Annotated in this window: 13 protein-coding genes and 1 tRNA gene; 5 read left to right on the forward strand and 9 right to left on the reverse strand. The window is 73.0% G+C overall.

Going from position 1 to position 16,579, the window contains the following annotated elements; genetic code table 11:
• Positions 1 to 51: 51 nt before the first annotated feature.
• From APR03_RS25200 to APR03_RS09430, 7 genes are all read right to left on the reverse strand, one after another.
• Positions 52 to 3,996, reverse strand: coding sequence for a DUF4082 domain-containing protein (locus APR03_RS25200; RefSeq protein ID WP_308216471.1), 3,945 nt, complete (start codon positions 3,994 to 3,996; stop codon positions 52 to 54).
• Between the two features lie 88 nt (positions 3,997 to 4,084).
• Entirely contained in the window at positions 4,085 to 4,690 is a 606-nt protein-coding gene (gene pth, locus APR03_RS09405) for an aminoacyl-tRNA hydrolase (protein WP_253835029.1), read from the reverse strand.
• Positions 4,691 to 4,868: 178 nt separating this feature from the next.
• Positions 4,869 to 5,474 (reverse strand): 50S ribosomal protein L25/general stress protein Ctc, encoded by a 606-nt coding sequence (locus APR03_RS09410; protein ID WP_253835031.1) that lies wholly within the window; start codon positions 5,472 to 5,474, stop codon positions 4,869 to 4,871.
• A 228-nt stretch (positions 5,475 to 5,702) separates the two neighbouring features.
• Positions 5,703 to 6,908, reverse strand: coding sequence for a glycosyltransferase (locus tag APR03_RS09415; protein ID WP_253835033.1), 1,206 nt, complete (start codon positions 6,906 to 6,908; stop codon positions 5,703 to 5,705).
• 78 nt (positions 6,909 to 6,986) lie between these two features.
• Complete coding sequence (locus APR03_RS09420; RefSeq protein WP_253835034.1) at positions 6,987 to 7,967, reverse strand: ribose-phosphate diphosphokinase; 981 nt, start codon at positions 7,965 to 7,967, stop codon at positions 6,987 to 6,989.
• Complete coding sequence (gene glmU, locus APR03_RS09425; RefSeq protein ID WP_308216472.1) at positions 7,967 to 9,601, reverse strand: bifunctional UDP-N-acetylglucosamine diphosphorylase/glucosamine-1-phosphate N-acetyltransferase GlmU; 1,635 nt, start codon at positions 9,599 to 9,601, stop codon at positions 7,967 to 7,969. The genes APR03_RS09420 and glmU overlap by 1 nt, the downstream gene beginning before the upstream one ends.
• A gap of 37 nt (positions 9,602 to 9,638) precedes the next feature.
• Positions 9,639 to 9,710, reverse strand: a tRNA-Gln gene (locus APR03_RS09430).
• 187 nt (positions 9,711 to 9,897) lie between these two features.
• Here APR03_RS09430 and APR03_RS09435 point away from each other — a divergent pair.
• Both APR03_RS09435 and APR03_RS09440 read left to right on the forward strand, forming a co-directional pair.
• A complete protein-coding gene (locus tag APR03_RS09435) occupies positions 9,898 to 10,500 on the forward strand; it encodes a TetR/AcrR family transcriptional regulator (RefSeq protein WP_253835444.1) in 603 nt (200 codons plus the stop codon).
• A gap of 505 nt (positions 10,501 to 11,005) precedes the next feature.
• Positions 11,006 to 11,695 carry a class I SAM-dependent methyltransferase gene (locus APR03_RS09440; protein ID WP_253835036.1) on the forward strand — a complete coding sequence of 230 codons (690 nt, stop codon included), beginning with the start codon at positions 11,006 to 11,008 and terminating at the stop codon, positions 11,693 to 11,695.
• Positions 11,696 to 11,697: 2 nt separating this feature from the next.
• On the opposite strand, the gene APR03_RS09445 is transcribed toward APR03_RS09440, so the two are convergent.
• Positions 11,698 to 12,741 carry an iron-containing alcohol dehydrogenase gene (locus APR03_RS09445; protein ID WP_253835038.1) on the reverse strand — a complete coding sequence of 348 codons (1,044 nt, stop codon included), beginning with the start codon at positions 12,739 to 12,741 and terminating at the stop codon, positions 11,698 to 11,700.
• Between the two features lie 93 nt (positions 12,742 to 12,834).
• On the opposite strand from APR03_RS09445, the gene APR03_RS09450 reads away from it, so the two are divergent.
• Positions 12,835 to 13,338, forward strand: coding sequence for a MarR family winged helix-turn-helix transcriptional regulator (locus APR03_RS09450; protein WP_253835040.1), 504 nt, complete (start codon positions 12,835 to 12,837; stop codon positions 13,336 to 13,338).
• A gap of 45 nt (positions 13,339 to 13,383) precedes the next feature.
• On the opposite strand, the gene APR03_RS09455 is transcribed toward APR03_RS09450, so the two are convergent.
• On the reverse strand, positions 13,384 to 13,830 hold the full coding sequence (locus APR03_RS09455; RefSeq protein WP_253835042.1) for a hypothetical protein: 447 nt from the start codon (positions 13,828 to 13,830) through the stop codon (positions 13,384 to 13,386).
• A 128-nt stretch (positions 13,831 to 13,958) separates the two neighbouring features.
• Between APR03_RS09455 and APR03_RS09460 the strand changes: the two genes are divergently transcribed.
• A complete protein-coding gene (locus APR03_RS09460; RefSeq protein WP_253835044.1) occupies positions 13,959 to 15,179 on the forward strand; it encodes an MFS transporter in 1,221 nt (406 codons plus the stop codon).
• Positions 15,180 to 15,235: 56 nt separating this feature from the next.
• Complete coding sequence (lat, locus tag APR03_RS09465) at positions 15,236 to 16,543, forward strand: L-lysine 6-transaminase (RefSeq protein WP_253835047.1); 1,308 nt, start codon at positions 15,236 to 15,238, stop codon at positions 16,541 to 16,543.
• Positions 16,544 to 16,579: the final 36 nt, after the last annotated feature.

Below are 16,579 nucleotides of genomic sequence, written 5' to 3' on the forward strand. Positions count from 1 at the left end.
GCCGGGCTGACCGGCCCGGCCTCAGCGGGCCGGCCCGGTCAGCCCAGCGGGTCAGTCCGTGAAGACGGGCTCCACCCAGTACCCGGTGCTGTCCCACGAGTACTGCGGGAAGCCCCCGCCGTAGGCGTAGCGGCCGGCGTCCACCGGCGTGGTCAGCGGGCCCAGGGTGCGCGGCTGCGCGAAGTAGCCGGCGCCCGCGGCGTAGCCGCCGTGGGGCGCCAGGTACGACACCACGTACGTGGACCCCGCGGTGACGTCCACCGGGGTAGGCAGCGGCACGGTCTGCCAGCCCTCGCTCCCGCCCGCGGGGGCGTCGGCAGTGGCCAGCGGGGCTCCGGCGTCCGACCACAGCGTCACGGTGTGTGCGCCCGTGTTCGCGGGCCCGCGGTAGAACCGCACGGCGCCGATCTCGCCGTCCCGGGTCACGGAGAAGCGGGTGCCGAGCTCGACGGCGGCGCCGTCGTCGGCCGAGGCCACCGGGGGCACGTCGCCGCCGAAGATCAGGCAGGGGCAGTCCCCGGACGCCGTCCGCGTCGTGAACGACCAGGTGGTCGGCGCCACGGCGCCGCCGTCGACGCCGCTGCCCGTGAACCGGGCGGTGTACGTGGTGCCGGGCTGGAGGGCGGCGGTCGGGTTCAGCGTCGCGGTCGCGCCGCTGACGCTCAGGCTGCCGGGCACGGCCTGGTTGCCGGGTCCGGTCAGCGTGAGCGTCGCGCCGGCCGCGAGCGGCTGGGACACGGTGACCGACACGTTCGTGTCCGTGGCCACGTCGGCGCCGCCGGAGGCGGGCGTCCGCGAGACGACGACGGGCGCCGCCGGAGCGGGCTCGAACTGCACGTCGACGAGGTAGCTGGTGGAGGTCGTGGTCGTGGGGCGTCCCGAGCCGTACACGTACACGCCCGCGTTCTGCGGCGTGGCGAGGTCGCCGACGGTGGCGGGCGCCCCGAGCACGCCGAGGGTGGCCGGGTAGTGGCCGGACGGCGCCCGGTAGCCCACGGTGTACTCGCGCCCGGCGACGACGTCCACGGGGCTGTCGAAGGTGATGTCCTGCCAGCCCTGCGGCACCGGGTCGGTCACGGTCGTCTGGGCGAGCACCTGGCCCTCGGGACCCCACAGGGTGGCCAGGAACGGCCCCTGGATCTGCGTCGACTTCCAGAGCTGCATGCCTGTCACCTCGCCGTCGACCCGCGGCGAGAACCGCATGCCCAGCACGACGGCGTCCGGGTCGGGCGCGGCGGCGAGGTCCGGCACCACCGTGTCGGCGTAGATGCCGCAGGGGCACGTGGCCGACGGCGGGCGCACGGTGCGGAAGCTCCACGTGCCGCCGTCGGTCAGGGGCGTGCCCTCCGCCGACTGCGCGGTGACCACGGCGGTGTGCTCGGCGAACCCGGCCCACGGCGCCGAGGGCGTGAACGTCGCGGTCCGGCTGGGCGCGTCGTAGGACACGGTGCCCGGGACGCTGTTGCCCGCCCCGTCGGTCACCGCGAACTGCACGCTCGAGGCGACGGCGTTCTTGGAGAACGTGATGCGCAGCGGGGTGTCCAGGGCCACGCTGACCTCCCCGGGCACGGGGGCGTGCGCCGTGGCGACCAGGGGCGAGTCGTCGGTGAAGGTGAACACGGGGTCCACGTAGTAGGCGGCGTTGTCCCACGACTGGGTGGGCACGGTGCCGGCCGTGCCGTAGACGCCCGCGGGGGCGGCGGCGAACCCGCCGGGCACCGTGAGCGGCCCGGCGTCGCGGCCGAGGGACTGGAAGGCCCACGGCGTCGTCGTGTAGCCGCCGTTCGGCGCCGTGTACGACACCACGTAGGCCTCGCCCTCGACGACGGGCACGGGGGTGGTGAACGCCGCCTCCTGCCAGCCCGTGGCGGACTCGCCGGTGAACTCCACGCGGGCGAGCTGCGCGCCGGACGCGCTCCACAGCGTGCCGTGGTGCACCCCGGTGTTGGCCGCGGTCTTGTGGAAGCGGACGCCGCTCACGTAGCCGTCGGCCGCCGCGACGAACCGCAGGCCCAGCTCCACGGCCGAGGAGTCGCCCGAGGGCTTGCCGCCCGGGGTGTCGCCGTACACGGTGCACGGGCAGGTCACCTGCACGCCCCGCGACGCCGCGGGCCCGATGTTGGCGCTGTCGTCGACCGCCCGTGCCCGCAGCTGCACCGGGCCGGACCCGTACACCCGCCCGGTGTACTGCCAGCTCGACCGGCCCTCGGCGGGGTGCCACGTCGCGCCGCCGTCGAGCGAGACCTCCACGCCCGCGACGCGGCCCCCGGCGTCGGTGGCCGTGCCGCTCACGGTGACCGCCGCCCCGCCCCGGTACGACTGCTGGGCCGGGGGGCTCTGGATCGTCGTGGTCGGGCCGGTGGTGTCGGTGGTGCGCGTGGCCGGGGTGATCCCGGCGGCGAGACTGCCGGGCTGGACGCCCATGTCCGCGAAGAGGTTGACGGTCGCCTGCCGCATCCGGTCGTCGGCGGGTGCGCCGTTGCCGTCGTGCTTCTGGTCCAGGCCCCACGCCCACTGCACCGTGCCGGCGGAGAACACCAGCGCACCGCTGGGCGCCTTGTACAGCGTGATCGTGTGGGTCGTGGAGCCGGGGGCCACCTCGTTGCCGAAGTCCTGGAGGTACTCGGGCACGTCGCCCACCGTCTTCGACATGCGGATCAGGCCCTCGGGCCGGAACCCGTTGTCGACGTCCTCGTTCGACTCGTACCCCACGGTGTGGTCCGCCAGCACCGCGGACGAGCCGGCGGGCAGCGCGTCCAGGCCGGTGTGCCGCCAGAAGCGCAGGTCGCCCTCCTCGGCCGGGACCGTGAGCGGCAGGTCCGAGTAGTTGACCATGTAGAGCGTGCCGATGGTGCCGTTCTCGGGGTCGTTCGCGCCGGCCGCCTCGCCCGCGTACCGGGGGTCGCGCCAGGTTCCGGTCCACTCGCTGGAGGGGTCGATCTTGGTGCGGCTCCAGGTCTCCTTGTAGGAGACGAGGGTGCGGTAGGCGGTCGCCGGGCCGGCCACCGACGGCTCCCAGCGGGTGCGCCAGTACATCTCGTTCCCGGCGAAGAAGGCCAGGTGCACGCCCGCGTCCCGGGCCTGCTCGACGGCGGCCCGCTGCGGGCCGGACCAGTACTCGTCGTGCCCCACGGACAGGAAGACGTCGTGGTCGAGCAGGCGTGCTCCGTCCCGGTGGGTGTCGGCGCCCGCGATGTAGGTGACGTCGTAGCCGTTCTGCTCCAGGAAGCGCACCATCGCGTACTCGGCGCTGAAGTAGAAGTCACGGCCGTTGGCCAGCCCGCGGGTCGCGAAGGGCCGGTTGTAGCTCAGCTTGTAGGCGCGCTCGTTGGCGCCGCCGGAGTAGAAGCTGGAGCCGCCGTAGGTGTTGTACGCCTGCCACGTGGTGTCGGCGGTCTGGAAGACCATGTCGGAGGTGGAGCCGTCGTCGCGCACGACGAACGTGATGTGGCTCTGCCCGCCCGTGTCCTGCCGGGTCAGCAGCGCCACGTACACGCCGGAGACCGCGTTCGCCGGCACGTTCCAGGTGGCCGACACGGCCCAGCTCCCGCAGTCGACCAGCTCGACGGGCTCGGCCCACGCGCACTCGGGCTGGTGCTGCGGCAGCGACGCGCTCGGGGTGACGGAGTCGATGCGGCGCGCCCCGAGCCCGCCGTACCAGCCGGTGCGGAAGATGTCGACGGTGTAGGCGCGGGCGTCCGTGTCGATCTTGAACGCGAGGCTGTCGCCCGCGTCCACGCTCATCTGCGTGGCGAAACCCTGGATGCTGGGGTCGCCGGCGCCCTCGATGTCCCAGACCAGCGGCGACGTGCCCGGCTTCGAGTTCTCGCACACGATCGGGTTGCCCCCGGGGGCGCACGGGTCGGTGTCGGCGCTGGCGGTCGGGACCGCCGCGAGCAGGCCGGACGACAGGGAGAGCGCGGCCACGGCGAGGAGCGCCGGCAGGCGCAGGCCACGGCGGGACCGGAATGACGGGAGTGCGAGGGTAGTGCCCACGTCGCCACCCTAGGAGCGTGGTGGCCGCGACGACGGTGTGAACGGGGATGATCACCCCCGGTTCACCCGTCTGCATGCACCTGCGCGGTCAGGCGCGTGCGGTGTGGTACTTGCCCTGCGCGGTCAGCAGCCCCTCGGTGACGAGCAGCTCGACGGCGTCGGCGGCGTCGTCCACCAGGATGGGCAGGTCCTTGCGCTCCGTGCCGGAGAAGTCGCGCAGCACGTAGTCGGCGGTGTCCATGCGGCCCGGCGGGCGGCCGACGCCCACCCGCACGCGGTGGTAGTCCTTGGTGCCGAGCGCCTTGGTGGTGTCGCGCAGCCCGTTGTGCCCGCCCTCGCCGCCGCCGATCTTGAGCTTGATCGTGTCGAAGGGGATGTCCACCTCGTCGTGCACCATGACCACCTGCTCGGCGGGCACGTCGTAGTACTGCGCGAGCGCGCTGACGGGGCCGCCGGAGGTGTTCATGTACGTGGTCGGCTTGGCCAGCACGACGCGCGGTCCGGGGGCGCCCCCGGGCAGGACGCCGAGCCGCGTCTCCGCGACGACGGCCTGGGCGCGCGCGTGCCGCGAGAACCGCGCACCGGTGCGCTCGGCGAGCAGGTCCAGCACCATCTGACCCACGTTGTGCCGGTTGCCGGCGTACTTCGGTCCGGGGTTCCCGAGGCCGACGACGAGCCAGGGCCGGTCACTCATGTCAGGTTCCTTTCACGGCGGGGTGACGGACGTGCGACGGCGGGGCCGCCCGGAGACGAGCCGGGCCGAGGCAGGACCCGCGCCGCGCACGATCATCTCGCGCGCGGACCCGCGGGTTCTCCCTCGGCCCGTACGTCCCGGCTCAGGGCCGGGGCAGCCTCTGCCCGACGGAAGGGGCTCAGCCCTCCGCGGGGGCCTCGGCGGCGGACTCGGCGGAGTCGGCCGACTCCTCGTCCGCGCTGGCCTCGCCACGCGGCTCGGTGATCAGGACCACGACGGCCTTCGGGTCGGTCAGCAGCGTGGCGCCGGCCGGGAGGGTGACCTCCTCGGCGTGCACCTGCGCGCCGGCCTCGAGGCCCTCGATGGAGACGTCGACCGACTCGGGCAGGTGCGTCGCCTCGGCCTCGACCGACAGCGTCTGCTCCTCGACCAGGTGGATGGTGCCCGGGGCCGACTCGCCCACGATGTTCACGGTCACGTCGACGGTGATCTTCTCGCCGGCACGGACGACCTGCAGGTCGATGTGCTCGATGACGTTGCGGACCGGGTCGCGCTGGACGTCCTTGGCGACGGCGAGCTGGCCCTTGCCGTCGAGCTCGATCGACAGCAGCACGTTGGTCTGGCGCAGCGCGAGCATCGACTCGTGGCCGGGCAGCGTCACGTGCACGGGGTCCGTGCCGTGCCCGTACAGGACAGCGGGGATCTTGTTGTCGCGGCGGATGCGGCGGGCCGCACCCTTGCCGAACTCGGTGCGGGGCTCGGCGGCGAGCTTGATCTCGGCCATGGGAACTCACTCCTGAAAGGTCTTGTGTGCAACTCGAAGATGGCGGCTGCGTCGGCGCGGGACACGTGACGGGCACGGAGCAGGCACGGAGCGGACACGCGAGGCGGAGTGCTGTGGACTCCACCAGGGGCCGCCGACGGCCGCCCAGTCGATCACGGACGCCGGCCGAGTGCTCGCGGGATCAGGTCCCGTCGCGGCCGTCAGGCGTCCCTCGCCGAGGCAACCTGACTACTGTACCCGCTCGTCGGCCCGGTCCGCACCGACGGGCGGTGTGACGCCGATCGTGGGCTGGGTACGGCGCGGCCGGTAGACCACCTGGACGTGGAACACGAACCGCAGCAGGAACGCCACGATGAGCGTGATCGCCTGCACCAGGACGGGCCACATGCCCGTGTGCTCGACCAGCCACCACAGCACGGGCAGGCGGATCACCGCCTCGGTGCCGTTGAACGCGAACGAGTGCGCGAACCGCGACCAGACGCTGCGACCCTCGTTGCGCAGGTCGCGGAAGACAAACCGCTCCTGCAGCAGGAAGTTGGTGACGATGGTGACGACGGCGGAGATCACGGCCCCGGCCACGTAGTGCATGCCGACGCCGGTGAGCGCCCACAGGATGAGCACGTTGAGCACCGCGCCGAAGCCGCCGATGATCGCGAACCGCGACATCCGGCCGAACCGCAGGGCGGCGAGCTGCTCCAGGTAGCGCAGCCCGGTCCGGAGCGTCGCCTTGGAGTGCCCGGCGTACCGCTCGCCGAAGACGAAGGGCTCCTCGCCCACGGCGAGGCGGTTGCGGGCCAGGATCTCCAGCAGGATCTTGAACCCGCGCGGGTGCAGCGCGTCGAGGTCCAGCCGCTCCACCCGGGCCGCGAAGAACCCCGTGAGCGGGTCGGTCACGTTGCGCAGGCGCGTGGGGAACATCGAGCGCGCCAGCAGCGCCGACGCGATCGAGACGCCGTGCCGCCACCAGCCGTCCAGGCCGCCCGCGTCGCCGTCGCCGGTGTACCGGGAGGCCACCACGAGGTCGAGGCCCGACTCGCGCCCGCGCGTGACGAGGGCCGGCACGAGCTCCGGCGGGTGCTGCAGGTCGCCGTCCATGACGACCGCCCACTCGCTGGTCACGGTGCGCAGGCCGGCCACGACCGCCCCGCTCAGCCCGCCCTGCGGCTGCTCCCGGTGCAGCAGCCGGACGGGGACGGGCGCCGTGGCCGCGACCTCGCGGATGCGCTCGGGGGTGTCGTCGGTGGAGTCGTCGACGAAGAGGATCTCCACCAGGTCGGGCGCCCCCACGGGGGCCGGGCCGCCCTCGGGTCCGGACGGGACGGCGGAGGAGCGACCGTCGTCGGGCAGCACGCCGAAGGCGGCGCACAGCCGCTCGGTGAGCGCGCGGACGTTCGGCCCCTCGTTGAACGTCGGGACCACGACGGTGACGGTCACTGACCCTCCCCCTGAGATGCTCAAGACACGGTCCCCTGTCGACCACGCCTCAGTCAAGTGCCCGCCCGCCGGTCCGGCTCAGGAGTTGCCGTCGAACAGCGAGGTCACCGAGCCGTCCGAGTGCACCTCGTTGATCGCCGACGCCAGCAGCGGAGCGATGGAGAGTACCTTGAGCGACTCGAACCGGCGGTCCTCCGGGATGGGCAGCGTGTCGGTGACGACCACCTCGCGCGCCCCGCACTCGGTGAGCCGCTGCCGGGCCGGGCCGGACAGCACGCCGTGCGTGGCCGCCACGGTGACCGACTTGGCGCCGGCCGCCATGATGACCTTCACCGCCTCGGCGATGGTGCCGCCGGTGTCGATCAGGTCGTCCACCAGCACGCAGTCCTTGCCCTGCACGTCACCCACCACGCGGTTGGCGACCGACTGGTTGGGGCGCGTGACGTCGCGCGTCTTGTGCACGAACGCGAGCGGGCCGCCGCCCAGCTTCGACGCCCAGATCTCGGCGACGCGGATGCGGCCGGCGTCGGGCGACACGACCGTGACGTTGTCGACGTCCACGCGGCTGCGCACGTAGTCCACGAGGATCGGCATGGCCCACAGGTGGTCCACGGGGCCGTCGAAGAAGCCCTGGATCTGCGCGGTGTGCAGGTCCACGCTCATCAGGCGGTCCGCGCCGGCCGTCTTGAACAGGTCGGCGATCAGGCGGGCCGAGATCGGCTCGCGGCCCCGGCTCTTCTTGTCCTGCCGGGCGTAGCCGAAGAACGGCGCCACCACGGTGACGGAGTGCGCGGAGGCGCGCTTGGCGGCGTCGACCATGAGCAGCTGCTCCATGATCCACTGGTTGACCGGCATCGTGTGCGACTGCAGGAGGAACAGGTCCATGCCGCGCACGGACTCGCTGAACCGCACGTAGGTCTCGCTGTTGGCGAAGTCGTACGCGGACACGCCGAGGAGGTCGATGCCCAGCTCCTTCGCGACGTTCTTCGCCAGCTCGGGGTGCGCCCGTCCGGACGCGAGGACGAGCGGGTGACGGTTCGGGCCGGGTGTGCTGGACATCAGTGGGTATTTCCTTCCGTGTCGGCCCCTCCTGCAGGGACCTGGTCGGCCTCGGCCTGTGCGGCCGCGGCCCGCGGGGCAGGGGCCCCGGCTGCATTCTGCTGCGCGAGCTGACGCTGCGCCTGGTCGCCGAGACCCGACGACGCGCCGAGAGCACCGGCCGCGGCGTCCGCCGCCGCCGTCCCGGGCCGACGACGGGCGACCCAGCCCTCGATGTTGCGCTGCTGCCCCGCGGTGACGCCGAGGGCGCCCGCGGGCACGTCCCGGCGGATCACCGACCCGGCGGCGGTGTACGCGCCGTCGCCCACGGACACGGGCGCGACGAACATGTTGTCCGCGCCGGTGCGGGCGTGCGAGCCGATCACCGTGCGGTGCTTGTGCACGCCGTCGTAGTTGACGGTCACGGACGCGGCGCCGATGTTGCTGTGCTCGCCGATCGTCGCGTCGCCCACGTAGGAGAGGTGCGGCACCTTGCTGCCGTCACCGATCTCCGCGTTCTTCGTCTCGACGAAGGTGCCGATCTTGCCCTTGCGGCCGAGGCGGGTGCCGGGCCGCAGGTAGGCGAACGGGCCCACCGACGCGCCCTCGCCGATCACCGCGAGGGACCCGTGCGTGCGGATCACGGTGGCGCCCGCGCCCACCTCGACGTCGGTCAGCGTGGTGTCCGGGCCGATGGTGGCGCCCGACGCGACGACCGTGGTGCCCTGGAGCTGCGTGTTGGGCAGCAGCGTGACGTCGGGGGCGAGCTCGACGTCGACGTCGATCCACGTGGTGGCCGGGTCCTGGACCGTGACGCCGGCGCGCTGCCACTCCTCGACGACGCGCCGGTTCATCTCGCGCGCCAGCACGGACAGGGCCACGCGGTCGTTGACGCCCTCGACCAGCATCGGGTCGTCCGCGAGCAGCGCCCGCACGTGCAGGCCCTCGTTGCGCGCGAAGGCGATCACGTCGGTCAGGTAGACCTCGCCCTGCGCGTTCTTGCTGCCCAGGCCGCCGAGGCCCCGGCGCAGCGTCGCGGCGTCGAACACGTAGACCGACGAGTTGATCTCGCGGATCTCGAGCTGGTCCGCCGAGGCGTCCTTGTGCTCCACGATCTCCAGCACGTCGCCCGTGTCCTTCTCCCGGACGATGCGGCCGTAGCCCGTGGCGTCGTCGACCTCGGTGGTGAGCACCGTGACGGCGTTGCCGTCGGCGTGGTGCGCCGACAGGAGCTGACCGAGCGTCGCACCGTCCAGCAGGGGCACGTCTCCCGCGACGACCACGACGGCGCCGTCGAGGCCCTCGCCCACGAGCTCGCCGTCCGCGAGGCCGGCTGCGGCCGACGCCGCCTGCGCCTTGGCGTCGAGCGCCGCCAGGGCGCACTGCACGGCGCGACCGGTGCCCGGGATCTGGTCCTGGTCGACCAGGATCGCGGCGGGGTCGAGCCGCGCGACGGCGGCGGCGACCTGCTCGCGCTCGTGCCGCACCACCACGGCGACCTGACCCGGCTCGAGCTCACGCGCCGCCGTCAGCGCGTGCCCCACCATCGGCTTGCCGCCGAGCGGATGCAGGACCTTCGGCAACGCGGACTTCATGCGGGTGCCCTGGCCGGCGGCGAGGACGATGACTGCTGCCGGCTGAGGTGTGTCGGTCACGGGTGCTCCGATCGGTGGGTGCGTCAGATCCGGACGGCTCCGCCCCCAGGATTCGAACCTGGACCAAAGGCACCAAAAACCTCTGTGCTGCCGATTACACCAAGGCGGACCGGGCGCGCGCGAGGCCCGTCGTGCCCCGGGGCAGCCGTGTGCCACCGTCGCACGTCCGTGAACAGTCTGCCAGGTCCGCGGGGATGCCCCGTGCCGTACCACGGGATCACCACCGAACCCGCCACGTGCCGTCAGGCACAATGAACTCCATGGCCGCCGACAACCGACGCACCCCCCGACCTCGCATGACGGCCAGTCAGCGCCGCGAGCAGCTGCTCACCGTCAGCCGCGGGCTGTTCGCCGAGAAGGGGTTCGAGGGCACGAGCGTCGAGGAGATCGCGGCGCGCGCCGAGGTGTCCAAGCCGGTCGTGTACGAGCACTTCGGCGGCAAGGAGGGCATCTACGCCGTGGTGGTGGACCGCGAGGTCCAGGCGCTCACGACGGCGCTGACGGGCGCGCTCGGCTCGGGCGGCCATCCCAAGGTGCTGCTGGAGCGCACGGCGCTCGCCCTCCTCGACTACATCGAGTCGTCCGAGGACGGTTTCCGCATCCTCGTCCGGGACTCGCCCGTGGCGCAGGCCACCGGCACCTTCTCGAGCCTCATCGGCGACGTCGCCACCCAGGTCGAGGCGATCCTCGAACCGCAGTTCCGGTCGAACGGGCTGGAGACGAAGGCCGCGCCCCTGTACGCGCAGATGCTCGTGGGCATGATCGCGCTCACCGGCCAGTACTGGCTCGACGCGCGCAGCCCCGGCAAGACCGAGGTGGCCGCCCACCTCGTGAATCTCGCCTGGAACGGCCTGCACAACATGGAGAAGAAGCCGGCACTGACCCGGCTCTCGCGCTGACGCCGCCTCAATAAACCGGCGAAATGTCTGCCGACTAGTGTTTTGACCCGGCCGTGCACCCATTCCTGCGCTCGCGCAGCAAAGTCTGCGCACGCGCAAAAGAACGAACGCCTCCCCCGGAATTACCGGGGGAGGCGTTCGTTCAGCTGGGGATGAAGCTGCGCCGCGATCGACCGCGACGAATAACGTCTTACCTGCTCAGATGCCCAGCAGGTCGCGGATCTGCGCCAGCGTGATCCCGAGGGAGTCGAGCAGGGTCGCGAGAATGTCAACGACGGTCATGGTGCTTTTCCTTCCAGAAAACGGGACTCACAGGATGATCACCTGCGAGCGGAACAGTGTTCGCGTTCCATACGCTAAGCACGCGAGACGGACTCTGCAACGGGAATTGGATATTCGGCTTTAATGAGCACCCACTTTCACCCTGTGATAGTGGGGTGAAAAATGGCACACTCTCCACCGCAAACCGGGCACGGTTCTCACCTGCGCGGCTAGGCTCGCGGGCGTGACCTCACCCGAGCACCTCACGACCGTCCGTGCCGGCTACGACGCCAAGGCGCAGGCCTACACCGACTTCGCCACCGAGGCGTTCGCCGCGAAGCCCCTCGTCCACACGATGATCCGGACGTTCGCCGAGCTCGTCGGGCAGACGGGCGGCGGCCTCGTGGCGGACGTCGGCTGCGGGCCCGGGCACGTGACCCGGTACCTGCGGGAGCACGGCGTCGACGCGTTCGGCGTCGACCTGTCCCCCGAGCTCCTGGCGATCGCCCGGGCGAGCAACCCCGGCGTGCGGTTCGAGCTCGGGGACATGGGCGCGCTCGACGTGCCGTCCGGCAGCCTCGCCGGCGTCGTGGCGAACTACTCGCTCCTGCACACCCCGCCCGAGGTGCTGCCCGGCGTCCTCGCGGAGCTGACTCGCACGCTGGCCCCCGGCGGGCACCTCCTGGCCGGCTTCCCGGCGCTGGACGACGCCGGGACGCACGACGCCGGGACGCACGCCGGAGGCAGGACCGCCGTGAACGCCGCGACCTTCGACCACACCGTGACGCGGGCCTGGCGGTTCTCGGTGGACGACGTCGCGGACCTGCTCGCGCGGGACGGCGCGGTCGAGGTGGCACGCCTGGTGATCGCCGCGACCGAGGACGTGGTGCGCGGCTTCCCGCAGGCGCACCTGCTGGTCCGCAGGACCGCCTGAGGTCACCACGCCCCGAGCAGCAGCTCCTCGACCTCGTCGGCCACGACCGGGCGCGGGTTCGGGTACGGGGCGGCGGCGACGCGCTCGGCCACCTCGCGCAGCGCCGTACGGGGCAGGCCGAGCGCACCCAGCGTCGTCGGCCCCGCGTGGCGGGCGGCGAGCGCCGCGACGGCGGCCACCGGGTCGCCGCCGGCCACGCGGGTCAGGCGGGCTGCGGCGTCGGGTGCCGCGGGCAGGTCGTACCGCAGCACGTGCGCCAGGAGCAGGGCGTGGAGCTCGGCGTGCGGCAGTCCGTAGGTGCCGCCGAGGGCGTGGGCGAGCTGGTGGTGCAGGCCCATCCGGGCCTGGGCCAGGCACGCGCCCGCCAGCCAGGCCGCCTCCTGGAGCCGGGCCCGCGCGCCGACGTCGGACAGGTCGTCGAGGACCAGGGGCAGCGCGGTCAGGACGCCGTCGGCCGCCTCGACCGCGTACGCGCGGGTGGCGGCGCTCGCCTGCTCGTCCCAGAGCGCCTCGACGGCGTGCGCCAGCGCGTTGAGCGCGGAGGTCAGCGTGAGGCCGTGGGGCATGGACAGCGTGAGCTCCGGGTCGTAGACGACGGTGCCGGGCGCGAGGGCGGGGTCGCGCCGCGTCGTCTTGACGCCGTGCTCGGTCTCCCCGAGCACGGGCGTGGCCTCCGAGCCGGCGTAGGTGGTGGGCACGGCGACCTGGGGCATGCCGGTACGGATCGCGAGCGCCTTGGCGAGGCCGATCGCCGAACCGCCGCCGATCGCGACGAGCGCGTCCGCGCGCGCCTCGCGGGCCGCCTCGAGCGCCCGCGCGGTGACCTCGACGGGGGTGTGCTGGACGGGCCGGCCGAAGGTCGCGGCGTGCCGCTCCCCCAGGGCCTGCGTCAGCTCGCGTGCCGCTGCGGCCGACGACGGCGCGGCCACCACCAGCACGCGCCGCGCCCCGAGCCGGTCGAGCTCGTCGGGCACGAGCGCCAGCGCCCCCGCCCCCTGCACCACGCGCCCGGCATATACCTCGTGCACCCTGACCTGACGTCCCATGACGGGAAGCCTAGGCGGGGGATCTCCTTCGAGGACCACCACCGGCCGGTCGGTCGAGATTCTTGATGTCGAGACATCCGGTAGCCTCTCGCCATGGAGCACTCCGGTCCTGCCGACGAGGTCGACCGCATCGTCGCCGCGTGGCAGCACGTGCGCCCCGACCTGGAGCTCGAGCCGCTGACGGTGTTCAGCCGCGTGTCCCGCCTGGCCCGGCACCTCGACCTCGCCCGCCGTACGGCGTTCGCGCGGCACAGCCTGGAGACCTGGGAGTTCGACGTGCTGTCGGCGCTGCGCCGCGCGGGCGAGCCCTACCGGCTCTCGCCGGGCACCCTGGTCACGCAGACGCTGGTCACGAGCGGCACCATGACCAACCGGATCGACCGGCTGGAGTCGCGCGGCTTCGTCCAGCGGCACCGCTCGCCGGACGACCGCCGCGGTGTGCTCGTCGAGCTCACGGACCAGGGGCTGGCCCGCGTCGACGCGGCGATGAGCGACCTGCTCGACGTCGAGGCGAAGGTGCTCACGGCCCTGTCGCCGGCGGAGCGTCCGCAGCTGGCCGCGCTGCTGCGGGCGGTCACTGCCCAGTTCGACGAGTGACCCGGCGCCCGGCCGTGCTCGGGAACGGGAACAGGGACGGCGCGCTCAGCGGCTCCGGCTGACCACGACCTTCTCGCGCCCGAGCTGGTCGGGCAGGAAGAACAGGTCGTCCGCGCCCGCGACGTACAGCGGCAGCTCGCCCATCCTGGCGGGCAGGCCGTCGGCGTCGGTGACCGTGAGCTCGACGTGGTCGGCGCTCGTGGGCACGTACTTCCACGTGCCCTCGATCTCGGAGGGCACGGTGCGGGCGTCGCCGGGCGCGTCGTCGAGTGCGTCGTCGAGCACGTCGTGCGGCACGCCCACGGCGGTGAACGTGCGGTCGGCGCCGAGGGCGACGACGGTGCCCGCACCGTCGGCCGCGTAGGAGCCCACGAACTGGGGCTCGGAGTAGTCGAGCTTGCCGATGTCGAGCCCGCATCCCGCAAGCAGCCCGGGGAGCACCAGCACTGCGGCGAGCACCCCCGCCCCCCGGCGGACCTGTCGCTGGTTCATTCGAGACCTCAGTTGTTCCGGACGTGCTGACCGGTCGCCCAATCTAACGGGAACGGCGTGATCCCTCCTGGGCAGGCGGTGGACGCCGACGGCGGCCGGGCGGCGCCGTCGCGCACAATGGCAGGACCATGAGCACTGTCCGCGCGGCGGCCGGGGGCTCCGCGCTGCTCGCGGCGGTCCTCGTCTTCGCCCTGAACCTGCGCACCCCGATCACGTCCCTCCCACCGGTGATGGCCGACGTCGCGGCGGGGCTCGGCCTCGACCAGTCCCTGGCCGGGCTGCTCGTCGGCATCCCGGCGCTCTGCTTCAGCGTGGTGGCGCCGGCGGCGTCGGCCCTGATCGGCCGGGTGGGCCCGTACGCGGCCGTGACCGTGGCGCTCGTGGGTGTGATCGCGGGCACGCTGGTGCGGTCGGTCGGTTCGGGGACGGCGGGCGTGGTCGCGGCCTTCGCCGGCACGGTGGTGCTCGGCGCGGCGATCACGGTGGGCAACGTGGTCGTCCCGGTGATCATCGCGCGCGACTTCCCCGCCCGGACGGCGTCGGCCACGGGACTCTACTCGTCCGTGATGAACGTCGGGTCGGTGTTCGCGACCTCGTTCACGGCGCCGCTCGCGGCCCTGCTGGGCTGGCAGGGCGCGATCGCCTCGTGGTCGGTCGTCGCGGCGGTGGCGCTGGTGGTCTGGCTGGTCACCACACGGCGCCTGCCGAGCCGCCCGCGTCCCGCCGGCACCCCGGCGGACCGCCCGGCGCCACGGCCCGGCGACACCTGGGCCGGTGTGCTGCGCCGGCCGGTCACCTGGGTGCTGTCCGTCGCCTTCGCGGGGCAGTCGTTCTCCTACTACGCGGTCACGGGCTGGCTGCCCGAGCTGCTGCGCGACCTGCTGGACGTGCCCGCGACCACGGCGGGCAACGCGGCCGCGCCGTTCCAGGGGCTCGCCATCGCGGGGAGCGTGCTGGTCCCGCTCGTGCTGGCCGCCCGCGTGCCGATGCGCGCCGTCGCGGCCACGACGGGGCTGCTGTGGGTGGCGCTGCCGGCCGGCCTGCTGCTGGCGCCGGAGTGGTGGCTGCTGTGGGTGAGCCTGTCCGGGATCGCGCAGGGCGGGAACTTCGTCGTGATCTTCACCGTCGTGGCGCAGCGCTGCCGCACCGTGGCCCAGACCCGGCGCACCGTGGCCGCGGTGCAGGCCTTCGGCTACGCCGTGGCCGCCACCGCGCCGTCCGTGATCGGCGCGGTCCACGGCCTGTCGGGCGGTTGGACGGCGGCGCTCCTGGTGATGCTCGCGTCCACGCTGACCCTCGGGGTGGCGGAGCTGGTCGCGACGCGCCGGCCGAGGCCCACCCGCGGGTAACAGGAACTTTTCCATACGCGTTGAAACTTGGCAGGATCATTGCCTACCTTGCCGCTATGACGACATCTCTTGAGCCCACCGCAGTGCTCCCCACCCTTCGTGAGCACCTCCTGGTCGACGGTTTCGACCTCGTCCTCGACCTCACCCGGTCGCACGGCTCCACGCTCGTCGACGCGCGGGACGGCCGCGAGTGGCTCGACCTGTTCACCTTCTTCGCCTCGTCCCCGCTCGGCATGAACCACCCGGCGCTGGCCGACGACGCGGCGTTCCGCGAGGAGCTCGCCACGGCCGCGATCAACAAGCCGTCCAACTCCGACATCTACACGGTCGAGATGGCACGCTTCGCCGACACCTTCGCGCGCGTGCTCGGCGACCCCGCACTGCCGCACCTGTTCTTCATCGACGGCGGCGCGCTCGCCGTCGAGAACGCGCTCAAGGTGGCCTTCGACTGGAAGTCGCGGCACAACGAGGCGAACGGCCGCTCGCCGGAGCTGGGCACCCGGATCATGCACCTGGAGCACGCGTTCCACGGCCGCTCCGGATACACGATGTCGCTCACGAACACCGAGCCGGGCAAGGTCGCCCGGTTCCCGAAGTTCGACTGGCCCCGCATCCCGTCCCCGTACCTGGCCGAGGGCAAGGACATGGACGCGGCCGAGGCGGAGGCGCTGGCCGCCGCCCGCGCGGCGTTCGAGGCCGCGCCGCACGACATCGCGGCGTTCATCATGGAGCCGATCCAGGGCGAGGGCGGCGACCACCACTTCCGCCCCTCGTTCCTGCAGGGCATGCAGACGCTGTGCCGCGAGTTCGACGCGCTGTTCATCCTCGACGAGGTGCAGACGGGTGCGGGGATCACCGGCACGGCGTGGGCCTACCAGCAGCTCGACGTCACGCCCGACGTCGTCGCCTTCGGCAAGAAGACCCAGGTCTGCGGCGTCATGGCGGGCGGCCGTGTCGACGAGGTGCCGGACAACGTGTTCGCCGTCTCCTCGCGCATCAACTCCACGTGGGGCGGCAACCTCACCGACATGGTGCGCTCGCGCCGCATCCTGGAGACCTACGAGGCCGAGGGCCTGCTGGACCGGTCCCGTGCACTGGGCAAGCAGCTCAAGGACGCCCTGGGCGAGCTGGCCGCGCGGCACGAGGGCGTGACCGACGTGCGCGGCCGCGGCCTGATGTGCGCGCTGACCCTGCCCTCGCGCGAGGTGCGCGACCGCGTCCTGGCCGCGCTCACCGAGCGGGGCGTGCTGCTGCTGGGCTGCGGCGAGCGGTCGGTCCGGTTCCGCCCGGCCCTGACCGTCACGGCGGAGGCCCTGGAGGCCGGCGTCCGGGCCCTCGACGAGGCCCTCACGGCCACCCTCTGAACCTGTCAGACGTACAGGGCACCCCAGCGTCCTGTA

This window comes from Promicromonospora thailandica (genome assembly GCF_024171955.1).
GTDB classification, from domain to species: Bacteria; Actinomycetota; Actinomycetes; order Actinomycetales; family Cellulomonadaceae; genus Promicromonospora; species Promicromonospora thailandica.